A 17934-nucleotide genomic window follows, 5' to 3' on the forward strand; every position below is an offset into this window, starting at 1 on the left:
CCGCCCGGCGCGCCGGGCGGCGGGAACGACATCCGGGCTCTCATGGAGGTGGCCACGTTGCGTCAGTCGCCAGTCGTCGAGACGGGCTCATACCCGGTCACGCGAAAGCCCGCACGCGGGCGCGGCACGCTGCTGCGGCTGGTAGGCGCCGGCGTCATGTTCACCGTCATGGCCGACACCACGGCCACCACGCTCGCCGTCGGCCTGATGCAGCACGGCGACGCCGGGAACGCCCTGCCGCTGAACGACCTGCTCTGGCTGACCAGCGCCGCGTTCGTGCCGATCGCGGCCCTGCTGGCCACCGCGGGACGCTGGGCCGACCTGTTCGGCCGCCGCCGCGTGCTGATCATCGGGCTCGTGGTGTTCGTCCTCGGCGGGCTCGCCACGCTCACCGTGCCCGACTGGCCGATGGTCCTCGCGGCCAGGGCCGTGCAGGGGGTCGGCGCCGCCGCCATGATCCCGGCCAGCCTCGCCGTGCTCCTCGGCGAGCTGCCCGAGCACCAGCGGCGCGGCGCCATCGCGCTGTGGAGCTCCGCGTCCGGCGTCGGCTGCCTGCTCATGCAGGCGGGCGGCGGCTGGCTGGCGGAAGGGTTCGGCTGGCGCGCGCTGTTCGCGCCGGTCGTCGTGGTCGGCATGCTCCTGCTGCTCGCCGCCACCTGGCTGCCGCCCGGCCTGCCCGCCGGCCGGAGCGGCGCCCGGACGCGGCCCGACATGCTCGGCGCGGTCCTGCTGGCCGCCTCGATCGGGGCCATCGTCCTGGCCATCTCCAAGGCGACCTCGTGGGGCGTGGTGTGCGCCTACCTGGCCGCCGGCGCGCTCGTCCTGCTGGTCCTGTCGCTCCTGCGGTCCCGCCGGCACCGGGTGCCCGCCGTCGACCTGACGCTCTGGCGGCGGCCCGGCTTCGCCTGGGGCTGGCTCGCGACCTGGGGATTCGGCGTGCTGTCGTACGGCCTGCTCGCGCTGCAGCCGCTCTACCTCCTGCACCTGGGCTTCCCCATGCTGGAGGTCGCGCTGTGGCTGACGCCTACCTCCGTCGCCGTGGCGGTGACCGCGTGGCTGGGCGGCAAGGTCGTGCGCAAGCTGGGCCCGTACGGGCTCATCTACGTCGGCGCCACCGCGTGCGGCGGCTCCTGTGTCGTGGCGCTGGCGCAGAGCGGTCCCACGCTGTGGGGGCTCGCGGCGAGCGTCGGCGTGGGCGTCGGGGTGGGGGCGCTCGCGCCCGGCACCTCCATGGCCACCACCCTGGCCGCCCAGCCGCACCAGTACGCCTCCGCGGTGGGCGCGGCCGTCATGTCCCGCATGGTCGGCGGCGCCGTCGGCGTGGCCACCGTGTCGGTCGTCATCGGCCACCCCTTCATGGTGGGCCCCATGGGCGGTCTGGCCAGCGCGCTGGCGGTGTGCGTGGCCGTCTCCGTGCTGGTCGGCACGCTCGCCCTGATCAAGATGCTGCGGATGCCGCACGCCACCGGCGAGGTCATGGTCCTGGTGCCTCGCAAGATGCTGCTGGAGCTGCGCATGCAGCTGGCCACGGTCGCCGCCGAAGCCGACGCGCTGCTGCCCCCGCAGCCCGCCGCCGACCCCGGCCACGCCGCGGTCCCGGCGGTACCGCCCCAGCTGGGGCGGGGCCAGGCCCACGCCATGAGGCCCGGCTCGCAACCCCGCGTGCACGGGGGCACGCGTCTCGCAAGAACACCAGAAGGGCTCTCATCATGGCAATGACGACATCCTGCGACGTAGCGATCGTCGGCGCCGGTCTCGGCGGCTGCTTCCTGGCCCTGTTACTGGGCCGCAGCGGCCGGAGCGTCGTCGTCGTGGAGCAGGGCACGGCCATCCCGGCCGCCGGCGCCGACTTCGTCAAACGCCCCGGCATGGCGGTCCTGGCCCGGCACGGGCTGGGGAGCCTGGTGGAACGGCACTCGCTCAAACGCGACATCGTCCGCTACTACCACGACGGCGAGCCGATCCAGGAATGCCGTTACCCCGACGGCTTCCTCATCCGCCCCTACCGCGAGCTGGTCGAGGTCATCTACTCGTCCTGCGCGATGGAGGGCGTCGAGTTCTGGTTCGACTCGCGGATCGAGAGCCTGGAGCGCGACGGCGACCGGGTGGCCCGGCTGGTCCTGGCCGACGGCCGCGAGCTGCGGCCCGGGGTGGTCATCGCCGCCGACGGCACCCGCTCGATGGTGCGCCAGGAGCTCGGCATCACCAAGGAGACCACCTCCTACCCGCACATGCTGCGGGTGGCCACCGTGCCGCTGACCGCCAGCGTCGCCCGGCTCAACCGGCTCTACTTCAACTCCGAGGGCTGGTTCAGCTACCTGTATCCGGTCAACGAGGAGCAGGCCCGGGTGTTCGTCGGCCTGCCGCTGGAAGACGACGACGAGGTGTTCGGGCACGGCCTGCTCGTGGACGCGCTCAAGGAGTTCGTCACCGAGAACGACGACGCCTACGACGTCCTCGGCCCCGCGCACTGGCAGAAGATCCCCGTGGCGGCGATGCGGGTGCCGGTGTACCACAAGGGCAACGCCGCCCTGCTCGGCTCGGCCGCGTTCGCCTGCCACCCGATGACCGGCATGGGCATGAGCTACACCATGCACGACGCCGAGATCCTCGCCGGGATCATCTGCGCCGCCGAGGGAGACCCGGCGCTGCTGGAGAAGGGGCTGGAGACCGGGTACGAGCCGCGCAGGCACGCGCACGGCGAGCTGATCGACTACGGTGACGCGCTGTCAGGGACGTTCCACGACAAGGCGGCCTACCTGGACGTGTTCCGCGAGGACCTGCACGTGTTCGGCGACACCGAGCCGATCGGCGACGGGTACGTCAGGGTGCTGCGCTGAGCACCGCCGAGCCGATCCGGTCCACGGTGGCGAAGTCGCCGATGCGGTTCTTCAGGATCCCGACGGCCAGCCCGGTCCGGGTGTCGGCGAAGGCCACCGTGCCGCCGCTGCCCGGCATCCCGAACACGGTGGGCGCGGCCAGCCCTGGGGTGAGCCCGATCGCGTAGCCCAGCCCCCACGCGGCCTCGACGCCGGTGACCTCGTCGAGGCCGCGCACCGCGGGCGCCGACAGCTCGCGCAGCCGCGCCGGCGGCACCAGCTCGCCCGTCAGCAGCGCGTCGTAGACGCGCGCCACCGCACGGGCGGTCATCGTGCCGCCGGCCGGGATCTCGGCCGTGAGCACGTCGCGCCGGTTGCTGAACCCGGCGTCCGGCATGGCCGCCATCGGCGCCGCCGTGTAGCCGCCGACCACCCGGAAGAACGGGATCCCGTTCCGCAGCGACGGCGGCGGCGTCACCGGCGGGGCGACCTCCTCGATCCGCGCCAGCCGGCCCAGCTCCGCCTCCGGCACGGCGAAGAACAGCTCGCCCGAGACGCCGAGCGGCCCGGCGACCTCCTCCTCCAGCACCTGCGAGATCCGCTTGCCCGTGGCCCTGCGCACCACCTCGCCCAGCAGGTAGCCGAAGGTCTGCGGGTGGTAGCCGCACCGGGTGCCCGGCTCCCACCACGGCTCGGCGTCCGCGATCGCCGCGCACATCAGGTCCCAGTCGCACAGGTCCTCCGGCGTGGTCGCCTCGGGCACACCGGGCACGCCGGCCTGGTGGGAGAGGGCGTGGCGGATCGTCGCCCGCTCCTTGCCGCGCGCGCCGAACTCCGGCCACAGCTCGGCGATCGGCGTGTCGTACGAGAACACCTTCCGCTCGGCCAGCACGTGCACCACGGCCGCGGTGACGCCCTTGCCGGTCGAGGTCGCGTACACGGGGGTGCTTGACGTGAACGGCCGCCCGGTCGCCGCGTCCGCCACCCCGGCCACCACGTCCGCCAGCAGCTCTCCCCGCCGGTAGACGGCCACCTGCAGCCCGCGCTCCGCGCCCGACGCCACCAGCTCGTCGGCGATGTCCTGCACGATCTTCTGCATGTCTGTCACCTTAACGCTGGTATGACCGCCCCGGTGGCAGGAAGCCATCGGCGGGCCGGCCCCGCCACGGAGGACGCGGCGTCATGGCGTCGTGAGCCCGGGCTTCGCGCCGTCCTCACGTGGCGGGCGGCCCGCCGCGGTGACCACCAGCTCCGCCCGCCCGGCCACCTCCGCCACCTCGAACCCGGCCGCGCCGAGGATCGTGCGTAACGCGAGCCGGACGGCCGTGCGGATGGTGTCGTGACGGGAGGGGTCACCGGACGGGACGCTCCAGCGCACCACCACGCCGCGCTCCGGGTCGCACCACACGCTGAGCCCGCCGTCGCTCGGCTTGCGGGACGGCGCCACGGCGAATCCGGCGTCTCTGAGCTCCTGGCACACCAGGCGTTCCAGCTCGGGATCCGCCACGTTCATGTCAACTCGCTGCCCATGACCGCCCGCCGCGAACCTACCCTCAGGTGCGAGCGCCGTACCTCCCGTACGATGGCGGGCGTGCGCGTGGGGGAAGCCGTGGACACGGCCCGACGGTGGGTGCGCGACGAGGGCGCCCGCCTGCCCGGCTTCGGCGGCGCGTTCCTGACCGGCTCGGCGCTGTGGGCGCCGCCCGGCTCCGCGCTGCCGCCGCACTCCGACGTGGACGTGATGGTGGTGCTCGACGAGCCCGCCGGGCACGGGCGCAAGGTCCGGTACGGGGGAGCGCTCCTGGACGTGTCGTTCCTGCCCGCCACCCGGGTGGAGTCGGCCGAGGCCGTGCTGCGCGACTACCACCTGGCCGGCGCCTTCCACCGGCCCGGCGTGCTGGCCGACCCCACCGGGCGGCTGAGGGACCTCGGCCGCGAGGTGTCCCGCCGGTTCGCCGGGCGGCGCTGGGTGCTGGCCCGCTGTGACCACGCCCTGGAGACGGTCCGCGCCCGGCTGGCCGGCGCCGGCTCGCCGGGGCCGCTGCCCGGCCAGGTGAACGCGTGGCTGTTCGGCACCGGGGTGACGGCGCACGTCCTGCTGGTCGCCGGGCTGCGCAATCCGACCGTCCGCCGCCGGTACGCGGCCACCCGCGAGCTGCTCGACGGGCGCGGCCTCGCCGACCACCACGAGCACCTCCTCGACCTGCTCGGCTGCGCCACCATGACCCCGGGCCGGGTCCGGCGCCATCTGGACGGGCTGGAGCGGCTCTTCGACACGGCCGCGCGGGTGGACGCCCCCGCCTACCGCTTCGACTCCGACATCACCGCCGCCGCCCGGCCGATCGCCGTCGGCGGCAGCCGCGCCCTCGTCGACGCCGGCCTGCACCGGGAGGCGGTCTTCTGGCTGGCGGCCACCTACGCGCGCTGCCTGCTCAAGCTCGCCGCGGCTGGTCGGCCGGCCCCCGAGGACGCCCTCCTCGAACTGCTCTCCGACCTGGGCGCGGACACCCCCGCCGCCCGCCAGGCCCGCGCCGCCACCGTCCTGGCGGCCCTCCCGTCCCTCCGGCGCACGGCCGGACACCTGGCCCCGCCCGCCTGACCACGCGCGCACTCCCCGCGGCGCCCTGGGTCAGGCGGTGACCGCGTGGAGGGCGCCGGGCTGGCGGCCGGTCAGGTGGTCCAGGGCCGCGGCCGTGGTCTCGTCGGCGGGGAGGTAGACGACGAGCCGCTGGTCGGCGTCCGCCAAATCGAGGGACTCCACGACCAGCCGGAGCTCGCCCGCGCCCGGATGGGCCAGCCGCTCGCGGTAAGGGGTCGCGGGCGGCGCCGGCGGGGCGTGGAGCAGCTCGGTGAACACCGCACCGGCCGTGATCGTCAGCTCCTCGACGAGGTGTCCGGCCCGCCCGTCACCCATGGCGGCCGCCAGCCGCAGGGCGGTGGCCCGCCCGGCGGCCACCGCGCCCCACTCGGGGAAGGCGGCCCGCGCCCGGGGGTCGGTGAACACGTAGCGGGCCAGGTTGGGCCGGTCGTCGTCGAGGACGCCCAGCGCCGCCACCATCAGGGCGTAGCCGGCGGTGTGCGCCAGCACGTCGTCCAGCCGGTTGAGCAGGACGGCCGGGGCCGGCTCCAGCCGGTCGAGCAGCGCACGGAGCGTGGGCCGCACCGTGCGCGCGGGCGAGGACGCGGCGGCGGAGCAGAGCAGCGCGTCGCCGCCGGCCATCTTGGCCAGGTGGCGCAGGTGCAGCCGCTGCTCGAAGCTCAGCCCGAGCACGTCGGCGAGCGCCCCCAGCACCTGGGCGGACGGGTTGCGGTCGCGGCCCTGCTCCAGCCGGGTCAGGTACTCGACGCTGATGCCCGCCAGCGTCGCCAGCTCGGCCCGGCGCAGCCCGGGGGTGCGGCGCCGCGGCCCCTCCGGCAGGCCGACGTCGCCCGGTCTGACCGCTTCCCGGAGGCCGCGCAGGTAGGCGGCCAGCTCGTTCCCGCTCACGCAGGGCAGTCTAGGCGGGACGGCGCCCGCGCATCGTGGCCCTGTCAGGGCCAGTCTCCGCCCGGTCTCCCTCCCCGGCCGGCGGCCCCGCCATGGTGGACCCCGTACGGAATGACGAGTGAAGGGAAGACGGCCATGAGGTACCGGTTGCTCGGGCGTACCGGGTTGAGGGTGTCGGAGCTGTTCCTCGGCGCCATGACGTGGCGGGCGGTGACGCCCGGGGTGCGCGCGATGATGGACCTGTACGAGGACGCGGGCGGCAACGTCGTCGACACGGCCTCCGCCTACGGCGAGTCTGAGAGCGTGGTCGGCGAGGTGCTGGAAGGGCGGCGGGACCGGTTCGTGGTGGCGACCAAGTACACCCTGACCCGCGACGCCGGCGACCTCAACGCGGCGGGCAACCACCGCAAGAACCTCGTGCTCTCCCTGGAGCGGAGCCTGCGGCGGTTGCGCACCGACTATGTGGACCTGCTCTGGGTGCACATCTGGGACCGGCACACGCCGCTGGAGGAGACGATGCGGGCCCTCGACGACGTGGTACGGGCAGGCAAAGTGCTCTATGTCGGGATATCGGATGCGCCGGCGTGGGTGGTGAGCCGGGCCAACACGCTGGCGGAGTGGCGCGGATGGACGCCGTTCGCCGGCCTGCAGGTGCCCTACAGCCTGCTGTGGCGCGACGTCGAGCGCGAGCTGCTGCCGATGGCGGAGGAGTCGGGGCTGACGGTGGCCGCCTGGGCGACGCTCGCCCAAGGCGTGCTGTCCGGCAAGTACACCGCCGGCCCCGCTCCCGAGACCCCCACCAGGATCGAGCCCGGGGCGGTGACGGAACGCGAGCACGCGGCGGCCAGAGCCGTCATGGACGTGGCCGACGACCTGGGCGTCACGCCGTCGCAGGTGGCGATCGCCTGGACCCGGGCCCGCTCGCGCGTGGTGCACCCCATCGTCGGCGCGAGCACCCCCGGCCAGCTCGCCGACAACCTCGCCGCGGCGGACGTCACCCTCCCCGAGGAGGCCATGGACCGCCTCGCCCGGGCGGCGCCCTTCACCCGCGGCTTCCCCGCCGACTTCATCGCCGAGGCCGGCGGGGTCTTCGGCACCCGGATCGACCGCCTCGACGGCCGCCCCTGACACCGGATCAGGGGAGGACCTGGAGACCCAGGGCGGTGACGATGACCGTGGCCTGGTGGGGGTCGACGGTCGCGTCGCGCAGGGTGACCGCCGACGGGTCGAGCGTGCTCAGGTCGCTGCCGCGCAGATCGCACGAGGTCAGGTCGGCCCGGCGCAGCGCGGCGCCGCTGAGGTCGCAGCGGCGCAGGGTGGCGCCCGTCAGATTGGCCCCCGACAGGTCGGCCTCGCGCAGGCGGACCCCGTCGAAGGTGCTGCCCCGCAGGTCGGCGCCCGCCAGCGAGGTGAACGACCAGTCGCCGCCGTCGACCTTGAGCAGCCCGTAGGTGCACCCCGAGAACGTGCTGCCCGTCAGCTTGCAGCCGTTGAACGTGGCGTCGAAGAACGAGCAGCTCCCGAACGTGCACGCGACGAAGGCGGCGTCGGCGTGGACCGACACGTTGAAGCGGACGTTGCTGAACGTGCACTCCTCGAAGGTCGTGCCGTCGTCGGCCATCTCCATCATGTCGAGGTCGACGAACCGCACCCGCCGGAAGGTCTCGCCGTCGAGGTCGCGGTCGTCCCACTCGTCGGGGCCGATCGTGGTGTCGGCCGTCACGCGTGTCGTCATCGCGCGCCCGCCTCCACCCGCTCGCCGGCGACGACCACGCGGTCGCCGCCGGCGTTGTCCGTGAACTCCACCGTCAGCCGCCTCCTTCGATGATCGGAGGCAAACCTCCCACACCCCACCGACAGAAACGGAAGAGCGCGCGGCCGGTCAGGCGCGCTTGGCGATGGCTTCGAAGAGAGGCTGGACGAGCTTGGCCGCGAGCGGGCCGAAGGCGGCCAGGATCAGGACGTACGCGGCCGCCAGCGGACCCAGGTCGGGGTGGGCGCCGGCCGCCACCGCGAGACCCGCGATGACGATGTTGAACTCACCGCGCGGCACCAGGGCGATGCCCGCCCGGGCCTGACCCGCTTTGGAGATGCCGGCCCGCCTGGCCGCGTACATGCCCGTCGCCAGCTTGGTGAGCATGCTGACCAGCGCCAGCGCGGCGGCGATAGCCGCCACCGGGAGGATCTTCGTCGGGTCGGTCTGCAGGCCGAAGAAGACGAAGAACACCGCCGCGAACAGGTCGCGCAGCGGCGCGAGCAGCGCCTGCGCGTCGTGCGCGAGCTGGCCGGACAGGGCGATCCCGACGAGGAAGGCGCCGACCGCCGCCGACACCTGGAGCTGCTGGGCGATGCCGGCCACCAGCAGCGCCAGGCCGACGACCTTCAGCAGCAGCACCTCGTTGTTGGGGCTGGAGACGAACGCCTCGATCCACTTGCCGAACCGCAGCGCGATCAGCAGCACCACGGTCACCGTGGCCAGCGCGATGCCCACCGCGATCGCCCCGCTGAGCAGGCTGAGCCCGGCCAGGGTGGCGGTCAGGATCGGCAGGTAGACGGCCATCGTGAGGTCTTCGAACACCAGCAGCGACAGCACGGTCGGTGTCTCGCGGTTGCCGATCCAGCCCAGGTCGCTCAGCACCTTGGCGGTGATGCCGGAGGAGGTCGCGTACGTGACGCCGGCCATCGCCAGGGCGGCCACCGGCCCCCAGCCGAGCAGCAGCGCCAGGATCGCGCCGGGCGCGGCGTTGAGCACGAGGTCGACGATGCCGGCGCGGGCGTTGCCCTTGAGACTGGAGACCAGCTCGTCGGCGTTGTACTCCAGGCCGAGCGTCAGCAGCAGGAGGACGACGCCGATCTCCGCGCCGATGGAGATGAACTCCTCGCTGGTGGCCAGAGGAAGGACGCCGCCGGTGCCGAAGGCGAGCCCGGCGATCAGATAGAGGGGGATGGCGGAGATGCCGGCGCGCAGCGCCAGCGCTCCGAGCACGCCCAGGCCGAGGAGAACGGCCCCGAATTCGAGGAAGAGTATCGCTGTGTGATGCACCCGGCCCTAGCCTTCAGCCAATATGTCGCCGACTTCGGCCGTGCTGTCCGCGCTGCCCACCACGACCACGATGTCGCCGGGAAGGAGCACGAAGTCGGGGCCGGGGCTGGCGTAGACCTGCCCGTTGCGGACGATCGCGACGATCGACGCGTTCGTCCGGGTCCGCACGCGCGCGTCGCCCATCGGCCTGTTCACGTACGGGGAGGTGGCCGGGATCGGCAGCTGGAGGCTGACCAGGCCCTCGACCTCGGCGTGCGCCTGGTTGAGCCGCGCGACGATGCGCGGGGCGCCGAGCAGCTCGACGAGCGCGTCGGCCTCCTCGTCGTTGAGCTTGACTGCTTCGCAGGCCCGGTCGGGGTCGTCCTTGCTGTAGATGACGAGATCACGCCGCCCCGTGCGGTGCGAGATCACCCCGATTCTTCGGCCTGAATGGGTGGTGAACTCATGGCGCAGCCCTATCCCCGGCAGCGCCGTCTGCTCGACCTCCACGGCTGTATCCCATCCATCTTGATCCGAAAACAACGGGAGAACATTACCAATCTCCACCCATAGTGTCGGCACCGAGAGGAACCGACATAGCAGGTGAACGGTAGTGTGCGGAGAAGACAATCGTCGGGAGCAGGTAAAAGGGGAGCTGCCGTGTCACCCTCGCAGGGGCCGCACCCGCCCGCCCCCGTGCGACTTCTGCTCGTGGAGGACCACGACATGGTGGCCGAGGCGATCGCGATGGCGCTCGACCACGACCCCGGCATCAAGGTGGTGGCCAGGTCCCGATCGGTGGCCGCCGCCGTGGCCGACGCCCGCGCCCACCTGCCCGACGTGGTGGTGCTCGACCGGCGGCTGCCCGACGGCGACGGCATCACGGCCATCGGCCGCATCTCGCAGGCCGCCCCCGGCGCCCGCGTGCTGGTTCTGACCGCCGAGGCGACGCCGGCGATCGCCGTGCGCGTGGTGGAGGCCGGTGGCGCGGGCCTGGTGGTGAAGTCGTCGGGGCTGCGCGAGCTCGAGTCGGCGGTGATCGAGGTGGCCTCGGGCGGGGTGGCGTTCGGGCCGGGCCTGCTGCCCGCCGTGCTCGACCAGCTCGCCGGCCGCGGGCGGGCGGGCCGGGGCGCGCTGACCGGGCGGGAGCGTGAGACGCTCCACCTGCTCGCCGAGGGAGTGAGCACCGACCAGCTGAGCGAGCGGCTCGGCATCGCCCGCAACACCGCCCGCAACCACATCCAGCGGGTGCTGGAGAAGCTCGGGGCCCGGTCCAAGCTGGAGGCGGTGGCCATCGCCCGGCGTGAGGGCCTGCTCGACTGATGCACCTGCACCAGTCCCGTTCCGCACCAGCACCAGAAAGGTCGGCGCGGTTGCGTCTCGCGGCCGGGCTTCGGGTGGCCGAAAGTAGGACCATGGGCACGGGACTCGACTCGCACATGGTGGAGCACCACCTCGCGGAGGAGATGGGCAGCATCTCCGTCGCCCGGCAGGTCGCCCGTGACACCCTGATGACGTGGGGCTATCGAGGCCGCTTCGAGGACGTGCTGCTCGTCGTCTCCGAGATGGTCACCAACGCCCTCGTGCACGGCGCCGGGGCACCCGTGCTGCGCATCGCCGGCGGTCTCGGCCACATCCGCGTCGAGGTCGGTGACTCCAGCGACGCGTTGCCCAGGCCGCGGAGCCCCGGCCCGTCCGACGGCTGGGGGCTGCACGTCGTCGAAGAACTGAGCATCGCCTGGGGCACCTCGCTCCAGGAGGGCGGGAAGGTGGTCTGGTGTGAGCTCGCGGCCCCTCTCACCGCTGTCACCACCGCCGATTGAGGGGGTGCGGGTCCCTCAGAGGGACACCGCCGTGCGAAGCTGCACTATGCCCGAGCACGAGCACGTCGACCTTCAGCTCCTCCTGCAGAGCCTCGGCGACTACGCGATCTTCATGCTGGATCCGGGCGGCCGTGTCATGAGCTGGAACTCCGGCGCCCAGCGCATCAAGGGCTACGCGGCCGACGAGGTCACCGGCCGTCACTTCTCGATCTTCTACCCGCCGGAGGACATCGCGGCGGGCAGACCCGCCCGCGGCCTGGAGACCGCCGCCGCCGAAGGCAGGTTCGAGGACGAGGGCTGGCGGGTGCGCAAGGACGGCACCCGGTTCTGGGCCAACGTGGTGATCACGGCCCTGCGCGACGGCGAGGGCCGGCTGCGCGGGTTCGGCAAGGTGACCCGCGACATGAGCGAGCGCCGCAACGCCGAGCGCGCGCTCGACGAGCGCGGCAGGCTCCTCGCCCACCTGGTGCAGGCCCAGGAGAAGGAGCGGCGGCGCATCGCCTGGGACGTGCACGACGACACCATCCAGTCGATGGTGGCCGTCGGCATGCGCCTGCAACTGCTGGCCTCCCAGCTGCCGGGCGACCACGCCGAAGCCGTGCTGCGCCTCAACGACACGGTCAACGCCGCCGTCGGCCGCCTGCGCAACCTCGCCTTCTTCCTGCACCCGCCGGGCCTCGACAGCGGCGGCCTGGTCGACACCCTGTCCGGCTACCTGGAGCAGGTCGTCTCCACCGCGGGCCTCACCTACGACTTCGTCCCCGACCTCGACGAGGAGCCGCCGCCGGAGACCGCGATCACCGTGTTCCGGATCTGCCAGGAGGCCCTCACCAACGTGCGCAAGCACGCCCACGCCTCCTCCGTGCGGGTCTCGCTCGCCTCCGCCGACCAGGGCGTGCACGTCAAGGTCGGTGACGACGGCGTCGGCTTCGCCGATCAGGGCGACGGCTCCTCCCGGATGGGGCATTTCGGGCTGATCGAGATGCGCGAGCGAGCCGAGATCTCCGGCGGCTGGTGGCAGCTCCACAGCAGTCCCGGCGAGGGGTCCACGGTGGAGTTCTGGGTGCCCGCGGTGCGGCCGAGGCGGTCATGAGCGCCGCGCCGGACCGGCTCACCGTCCTGATCGGCGACGACCAGCCGCTGATCCGCGAGGTGCTCACCGAGGTGCTGACGGCCGAGCCCGACCTGGACGTGGTCGCCGTGGCCGCCGACGCCCGGGAGGCGGTGCGGCTGGCGGTCCGCCACCTGCCCGCGGTCGCCATCCTCGACGTGCGGATGCCCGGCGGCGGGGCGTGGGCGGCGAGGGAGATCCGCCGGCTGTCGCCCGCCACCAGGGTGATGGCGTTCTCCGCCTACGGCGACTCCCGCTCCGTCGACGAGATGCGCCGCGTCGGCGTCCGCGAGTACCTGCTCAAAGGGCTGCCCAACAGCGACATCGTGGCGGCCGTGCGGCGCACGGCCGCCACCTCCTGACCTCCCTCAGATCAGCTCCAGCGCCTGACGGGCGATCTCCCACTCCTCGTCGGTGGGGATGACCAGGACCGCGACCTCCGCCCCGGGCGGCGAGATCGCCCGCTCGCCGCCGCCCGCGGCCTCGTTGCGCGCCGGGTCCACCGCGACGCCGAACCTCTCCAGCCCGGCCAGCGACGTGGCCCGCGTCGCCGCGTCGTTCTCGCCGACGCCGCCGGTGAACACGATCGCGTCCACCCGGCCCAGCACCGCGTAGTACGCGCCCACGTACTTGCGGATGCGCCGGCAGTAGACGTCCAGCGCCAGCCGCGCCTCGCCGTCGCCGTCCGCCGCGCGCCGGCGCACCTCGCGCATGTCGCCGGTGCCGGCGAGCGCGAGCAGGCCGCCGTGGCGGCCGAGCGCCTCCTCCACGTCCTGCGTGTCGAACCCGGCCACCCGGCCCAGATACGCGCAGAGCGCCGGGTCGACGTCGCCCGAGCGGGTGCCCATGACCAGGCCCTCCAGCGGGGTCAGGCCCATGGAGGTGTCGACGCTGCGCCCTCCCTCGACCGCGGTGGCGCTGGCGCCGTTGCCCAGGTGCAGCACGATCAGGTTGACTCCGGCGGGGTCGCGGCCCAGGAACGCGGCCGCCCTGCGGGACACGTACGCGCACGAGGTGCCGTGGAAGCCGAACCGGCGCACGCCCAGCCGCTCGCGCCACTCGCGCGGCACCGCGTAGGTGTACGCCTCGGGCGGCAGCGACCGGTGGAAGGCCGTGTCGAACACCGCCACCTGCGGCACCCCGGGGAAGGCGGCCTGCGCCACCCGGATGCCGGTCACGTTCACCCGGTTGTGCAGCGGAGCCAGCGGCGCCAGCTCCTCGATGGCGGCCACCACCGGCTCGTCCACCAGCACCGCCTCGCCGAACCGCTCACCGCCGTGCACCACCCGGTGGCCGACCGCCACCGGGTCCAGCTCCGGCCCCACCGTCCGGAACGCCTCCAGCACCGCTTCGAGGCCCTGCTCGTGGTCCGCGTAGACGCACTTCCTCCGGTACGGGGGAGCGTCGCCTGCATGGTGGGTCAGCAGGCCCTCGCCCTCGTGGATCCGCTCGATGACGCCGCGCGCGGGGCGGGCTCCCGACTCGGCGTCGATCAGCTCGTACTTGATGGAGGAAGAGCCCGTGTTCAGGACGAGGATGTGTGCGGCCATGTCCACGAACTGATCTCGGGGGCGTCCTCGCCGTACATGCGGGTGTAGGCGCGGGCCTGCAGCCGGGCGTCGGACATGCGCTGGCGCAGGTGGGCGGCCTTCGAGCCGAGGCCGGGCACCCGGTCGATCACGTCCATCACCAGGTGGAAGCGGTCGATGTCGTTGAGCATGCACATGTCGAAGGGCGTGGTCGTGGTGCCCTCCTCCTTGTAGCCGCGCACGTGCAGGTTGTCGTGCCCGGTGCGCCGGTAGGTGAGCTGGTGGATCAGCGTCGGGTAGCCGTGGAAGTTGAAGATGATCGGCCGTTCGGTGGTGAACAGCGTGTCGAACTCGGAGTCCGGCATGCCGTGCGGGTGCTCCGACGGCGGCTGCAGCCGCATCAGGTCGACCACGTTGACGACCCGGACCTTCAGCTCCGGCATCTCCTCGCGCAGGATCGAGGCGGCGGCCAGCGTCTCCAGCGTCGGCACGTCGCCCGCGCAGGCCAGCACCACGTCCGGCTCGCTGCCGGCGTCCGTGGACGCCCACGGCAGGATGCCCAGCCCGCGCGTGCAGTGCGCGATGGCCTCGTCCATGCCGAACAGGTCCAGCACCGGCTGCTTGCCCGCCACGATCACGTTCACGTAGTCGCGTGAGCGCAGGCAGTGGTCCGTGACCGACAGCAGCGTGTTCGCGTCCGGCGGCAGGTACACCCGCACCACCGATGCCTTCTTGTTGACCACCACGTCCAGGAAGCCCGGGTCCTGGTGGCTGAAGCCGTTGTGGTCCTGCCGCCACACGTGCGACGACAGCAGATACGTCAGCGACGCCACCGGACGCCGCCACGGGATCTTCTGCGACGACTCCAGCCACTTGGCGTGCTGGTTGAACATCGCGTCGACGATGTGGATGAACGCCTCGTAGCAGTTGAACAGGCCGTGCCTGCCGGTCAGCAGGTAGCCCTCCAGCCAGCCCTGGCACAGGTGCTCGCTGAGCACCTCCATGACCCGCCCGGCCGGCCCCAGGTGCTCGTCGGTGGGCAGCAGCCCGGCCTCCCACGTCCGGTCGGTCGCCTCGAAGACCGCGCTGAGCCGGTTCGAGGCGGTCTCGTCCGGGCCCATCAGCCGGAACGTGCGCGGGTTGCGCTCGATGACGTCGCGCAGCAGCCTGCCCATCACCCGGGTCGGCTCGGTCGACTGGGTGGCGGGGGCCTTGACCTCGACGGCGAGGGCGCGGAAGTCCGGCAGCCGCAGCGGCGTGAGCAGCTCGCCGCCGTTGGTGTGCGGGTTGGCGCTCATCCTGAGCTCGCCGCGCGGCACCGTGTCCAGGATGCCCTGGACCGGCCGCCCGCCGGAGTCGAACAGCTCGTCGGGCCGGTAGGAGCGCATCCACTCCTCCAGCATCGCCAGGTGCTCGGGGTTGTCGTGCACCGCCGACAGCGGCACCTGGTGGGCGCGCCAGGTGCCCTCCACCGGCAGCCCGTCGACCACCTTCGGGCCCGTCCAGCCCTTCGGCGTGCGCAGGATGATCATGGGCAGGCGCTTCTCGGCGCCCTCCCGGTACGCGGCGATCTGCTCGAACGCCTCGTCCAGGGTGCGCGCCATCTCCTCGTGGTCCGGGCCCACGAGGTGCGGGCGGTAGCCGTACCCCTCCATGAGCTTGAGCAGCTCGTCCTCGGGGATGCGGGCGAGCACCGTCGGGTTGGCGATCTTGTAGCCGTTCAGCGAGAGGATCGGCAGCACCACGCCGTCGCGCTCCCGGTTGAGGAACTTGTTGGAGTGCCAGCTCGCCGCCAGCGGGCCCGTCTCGGCCTCGCCGTCGCCGATGACGCACGCCACCACCAGGTCCGGGTTGTCGAAGGCGGCCCCGTACGCGTGCGCGAGCGCGTACCCCAGCTCGCCGCCCTCGTGGATTGAGCCGGGGGTCTCCGGCGCCACGTGGCTGGGGATCCCGCCGGGGAAGGAGAACTGCCGGAACAGGCGGCGCATGCCGTCCTCGTCCTGCGTGACGTCGGGGTAGCGCTCGGTGTACGAGCCCTCCAGCCAGGAGTGCGCCACGGCGGCGGGGCCCCCGTGCCCGGGTCCGGCGATGTAGATCATGTCCTGGTCGCGCTCGCGGATGACGCGGTTCAGGTGGGCGAAGCAGAAGTTCAGCCCGGGGGTGGTGCCCCAGTGGCCGAGCAGGCGCGGCTTGACGTGCTCGCGCCGCAACGGCTCGGTGAGGAGTGGGTTGTCCAGCAGGTAGATCTGGCCCACCGACAGGTAGTTGGCCGCACGCCAATAGGCATCGATGTCGTCCATGCTCCGACAAGTGCCCCCGTTATGGCCATGGTGAACAAGGCACGTTCCGTAGACGATTGCTACCGTTAGCCATGATTCGATGGCTAAGGTGCCGTTATGGTTTTGCGCAGCTCGCACTGGTACGCGGGCGATGACAGGAACTCGTACATCCACCGCGCGTGGATGCGCCGAGGACTGCCCCGGGACGCCTTCGACGGCGAACGGCCGCACATCGCGATCGCCAACACCGCCTCCGACCTGACCCCCTGCAACTCCCATCTCAACGAGGTCGCCGACAGCGTCAAACAGGGCATCTGGGCGGCCGGCGGCGTCCCCCTCAATCTGCCCGCGCTCTCCATCGGCGAGACCAACGTCCGGCCCACCGCCATGCTCTGGCGCAACCTCGCCGCCATGGCCACCGAGGAGATGCTGCGCGCCAACCCGATCGACGGCGTGGTGCTGCTCGGCGGCTGCGACAAGACCATCCCGTCGCTGCTCATGGCCGCCGCCTCCGTCGACCTGCCCGCCGTCGTGCTGCCCGGCGGCCCCATGCTCACCGGCCGCTTCCGCGGCGTCCCGCTCGGCTGCGGCACCGACGTGTGGCGGCTCAGCGAGGAGGTACGCGCCGGGACGCTCTCCCGTGAGGCGTTCCTGGAGTCCGAGTCCTCCATGATCCGCAGCCGCGGCCACTGCAACACGATGGGCACCGCCTCCACCATGGCGTGCATGGCCGAGGCGCTCGGCATGACCATCCCCGGCACCGCAGGCATCCCCGCCCCCGACAGCAGACTGCTGGAACGCTCGCACGACACCGGCCGCCTGGCCGTCGAGCTGGTGCGCGAGGGCCGCCGCCCCAGCCACGTGATGACCCGCGCCTCGTTCCTCAACGCGATCGTCACCCTGGCCGCCGTCGGCGGCTCCACCAACGCCGTCGTCCACCTGCTCGCCATCGCCGGCCGGCTCGGCGTCGAGCTGAACCTCGACGACTTCGACCGCACCGGCTCCGGTGTGCCGCTCCTCGTCGACCTGCAGCCCGCCGGCCGGCACCTGATGGAGGACATGTTCAGGGCGGGCGGCCTGCGGGCCGTGCTGAACGAGGTCGCCGACCTGCTCGACCCGTCCGCGATCACCGTCACCGGCGAGCCGCTCACCGGCTCCCTGGCCGGGGCCGAGATCTGGGACGAGACCGTGATCAGGAGGCGCGCGGAGCCGCTGCTGCCCGACGCCGGCATCGCCGTGCTGCGCGGCAACCTCGCCCCAGACGGCGCCGTCATCAAGCCCGCCGCCGCCTCGCCCGAACTCCTGCGTCACCGGGGCCGGGCCGTCGTGTTCGACAGCGTCGAGGACGTCTACGCCCGGCTCGACTCGCCCGACCTGGACGTGGACGAGACGTCGGTGCTCGTGCTGCGCGGCTGCGGTCCCCGCGGCTACCCCGGCATGCCCGAGGTGGGCAACCTGCCGCTGCCCGCCAAGCTGCTGGCCAAGGGCGTGCGCGACATGGTGCGCATCAGCGACGCCCGCATGAGCGGCACCGCCTACGGCACCGTCGTGCTGCACGCCGCGCCCGAGGCCGCCGCCGGCGGGCCGCTCGCCAGGGTGCGCACCGGCGACCCGATCGTGCTCGACGTGGCGGCCAGGCGGCTCGACGTGGACCTGCCGGAGGCCGAACTGGCCGCCCGGGAGCCGGTCATGACCGGCCACGCCCGGCCCGTACGCGGCTGGGAGCGGTTGTACGTGGACCACGTGCTCCAGGCCGACCGGGGCGTCGACCTGGACTTCCTCACTGGTTCGAGCGGCGACGGGGTGGGCCGCGAGTCCCACTGAGCGGTTTCACCGGAAGCGCGGCGCCCGGAGTCTCTGGCCG

General features: G+C 73.0%; 17 protein-coding genes. 9 read left to right on the plus strand and 8 right to left on the minus strand.

Annotation, left to right across the window (positions count from 1 at the left end):
* Positions 1-57: 57 nt before the first annotated feature.
* Together AB0K05_RS35865 and AB0K05_RS35870 are read left to right on the plus strand one after the other, a co-directional pair.
* Positions 58-1719, plus strand: a complete 1662-nt coding sequence (locus AB0K05_RS35865; RefSeq protein ID WP_187281201.1) for an MFS transporter — start codon at positions 58-60, stop codon at positions 1717-1719.
* On the plus strand, positions 1716-2840 hold the full coding sequence (locus AB0K05_RS35870) for an FAD-dependent monooxygenase (protein ID WP_271279522.1): 1125 nt from the start codon (positions 1716-1718) through the stop codon (positions 2838-2840). Before AB0K05_RS35865 ends, AB0K05_RS35870 begins: the two co-directional genes overlap by 4 nt.
* Here AB0K05_RS35870 and AB0K05_RS35875 read toward each other — a convergent pair.
* On the minus strand, positions 2824-3918 hold the full coding sequence (locus AB0K05_RS35875) for a serine hydrolase domain-containing protein (protein ID WP_364235229.1): 1095 nt from the start codon (positions 3916-3918) through the stop codon (positions 2824-2826). The genes AB0K05_RS35870 and AB0K05_RS35875 overlap by 17 nt on opposite strands.
* 81 nt (positions 3919-3999) lie before the next feature.
* Positions 4000-4332 (minus strand): hypothetical protein, encoded by a 333-nt coding sequence (locus tag AB0K05_RS35880; protein WP_364235232.1) that lies wholly within the window; start codon positions 4330-4332, stop codon positions 4000-4002.
* 78 nt (positions 4333-4410) lie between these two features.
* On the opposite strand from AB0K05_RS35880, the gene AB0K05_RS35885 reads away from it, so the two are divergent.
* Positions 4411-5418, plus strand: a complete 1008-nt coding sequence (locus AB0K05_RS35885; protein ID WP_364235234.1) for a hypothetical protein — start codon at positions 4411-4413, stop codon at positions 5416-5418.
* Positions 5419-5448: 30 nt separating this feature from the next.
* Here AB0K05_RS35885 and AB0K05_RS35890 read toward each other — a convergent pair whose 3' ends face one another.
* Positions 5449-6306 (minus strand): helix-turn-helix domain-containing protein, encoded by an 858-nt coding sequence (locus tag AB0K05_RS35890; protein WP_364235236.1) that lies wholly within the window; start codon positions 6304-6306, stop codon positions 5449-5451.
* Positions 6307-6441: 135 nt separating this feature from the next.
* Here AB0K05_RS35890 and AB0K05_RS35895 point away from each other — a divergent pair, with 135 nt between their 5' ends.
* Positions 6442-7434 (plus strand): aldo/keto reductase, encoded by a 993-nt coding sequence (locus AB0K05_RS35895; protein WP_364235239.1) that lies wholly within the window; start codon positions 6442-6444, stop codon positions 7432-7434.
* 7 nt (positions 7435-7441) lie between these two features.
* On the opposite strand, the gene AB0K05_RS35900 is transcribed toward AB0K05_RS35895, so the two are convergent.
* From AB0K05_RS35900 to AB0K05_RS35910, 3 genes are all read right to left on the minus strand, one after another.
* Positions 7442-8041, minus strand: coding sequence for a pentapeptide repeat-containing protein (locus AB0K05_RS35900; RefSeq protein WP_364235242.1), 600 nt, complete (start codon positions 8039-8041; stop codon positions 7442-7444).
* 147 nt (positions 8042-8188) lie between these two features.
* On the minus strand, positions 8189-9349 hold the full coding sequence (locus AB0K05_RS35905) for a cation:proton antiporter (RefSeq protein ID WP_148032101.1): 1161 nt from the start codon (positions 9347-9349) through the stop codon (positions 8189-8191).
* 6 nt (positions 9350-9355) lie between these two features.
* Positions 9356-9838, minus strand: a complete 483-nt coding sequence (locus AB0K05_RS35910) for a cation:proton antiporter regulatory subunit (RefSeq protein WP_148032100.1) — start codon at positions 9836-9838, stop codon at positions 9356-9358.
* A gap of 150 nt (positions 9839-9988) precedes the next feature.
* On the opposite strand from AB0K05_RS35910, the gene AB0K05_RS35915 reads away from it, so the two are divergent.
* From AB0K05_RS35915 to AB0K05_RS35930, 4 genes are all read left to right on the plus strand, one after another.
* Positions 9989-10651: a response regulator transcription factor gene (locus AB0K05_RS35915; protein ID WP_271279529.1), complete on the plus strand. Its 663-nt coding sequence runs from the start codon at positions 9989-9991 to the stop codon at positions 10649-10651.
* A 92-nt stretch (positions 10652-10743) separates the two neighbouring features.
* Positions 10744-11151 carry an ATP-binding protein gene (locus AB0K05_RS35920; protein WP_271279530.1) on the plus strand — a complete coding sequence of 136 codons (408 nt, stop codon included), beginning with the start codon at positions 10744-10746 and terminating at the stop codon, positions 11149-11151.
* Between the two features lie 31 nt (positions 11152-11182).
* Complete coding sequence (locus AB0K05_RS35925) at positions 11183-12244, plus strand: PAS domain-containing sensor histidine kinase (protein ID WP_271279531.1); 1062 nt, start codon at positions 11183-11185, stop codon at positions 12242-12244.
* Positions 12241-12624 (plus strand): response regulator transcription factor, encoded by a 384-nt coding sequence (locus tag AB0K05_RS35930; RefSeq protein ID WP_148032098.1) that lies wholly within the window; start codon positions 12241-12243, stop codon positions 12622-12624. Before AB0K05_RS35925 ends, AB0K05_RS35930 begins: the two co-directional genes overlap by 4 nt.
* Before the next feature lie 6 nt (positions 12625-12630).
* Here the strand turns inward: AB0K05_RS35930 and AB0K05_RS35935 are convergent, their stop codons facing one another.
* A complete protein-coding gene (locus tag AB0K05_RS35935) occupies positions 12631-13812 on the minus strand; it encodes an acetate kinase (protein WP_271276198.1) in 1182 nt (393 codons plus the stop codon).
* Positions 13788-16091, minus strand: coding sequence for a phosphoketolase (locus tag AB0K05_RS35940; RefSeq protein ID WP_219544295.1), 2304 nt, complete (start codon positions 16089-16091; stop codon positions 13788-13790). Before AB0K05_RS35940 ends, AB0K05_RS35935 begins: the two co-directional genes overlap by 25 nt.
* Positions 16092-16187: 96 nt before the next feature.
* On the opposite strand from AB0K05_RS35940, the gene AB0K05_RS35945 reads away from it, so the two are divergent.
* Entirely contained in the window at positions 16188-17894 is a 1707-nt protein-coding gene (locus AB0K05_RS35945; RefSeq protein ID WP_219544296.1) for an IlvD/Edd family dehydratase, read from the plus strand.
* Positions 17895-17934 lie beyond the last annotated feature (40 nt).

The organism is Nonomuraea sp. NPDC049486 (genome assembly GCF_040676925.1).
Taxonomy (GTDB): Bacteria; Actinomycetota; Actinomycetes; order Streptosporangiales; family Streptosporangiaceae; genus Nonomuraea; species Nonomuraea ferruginea.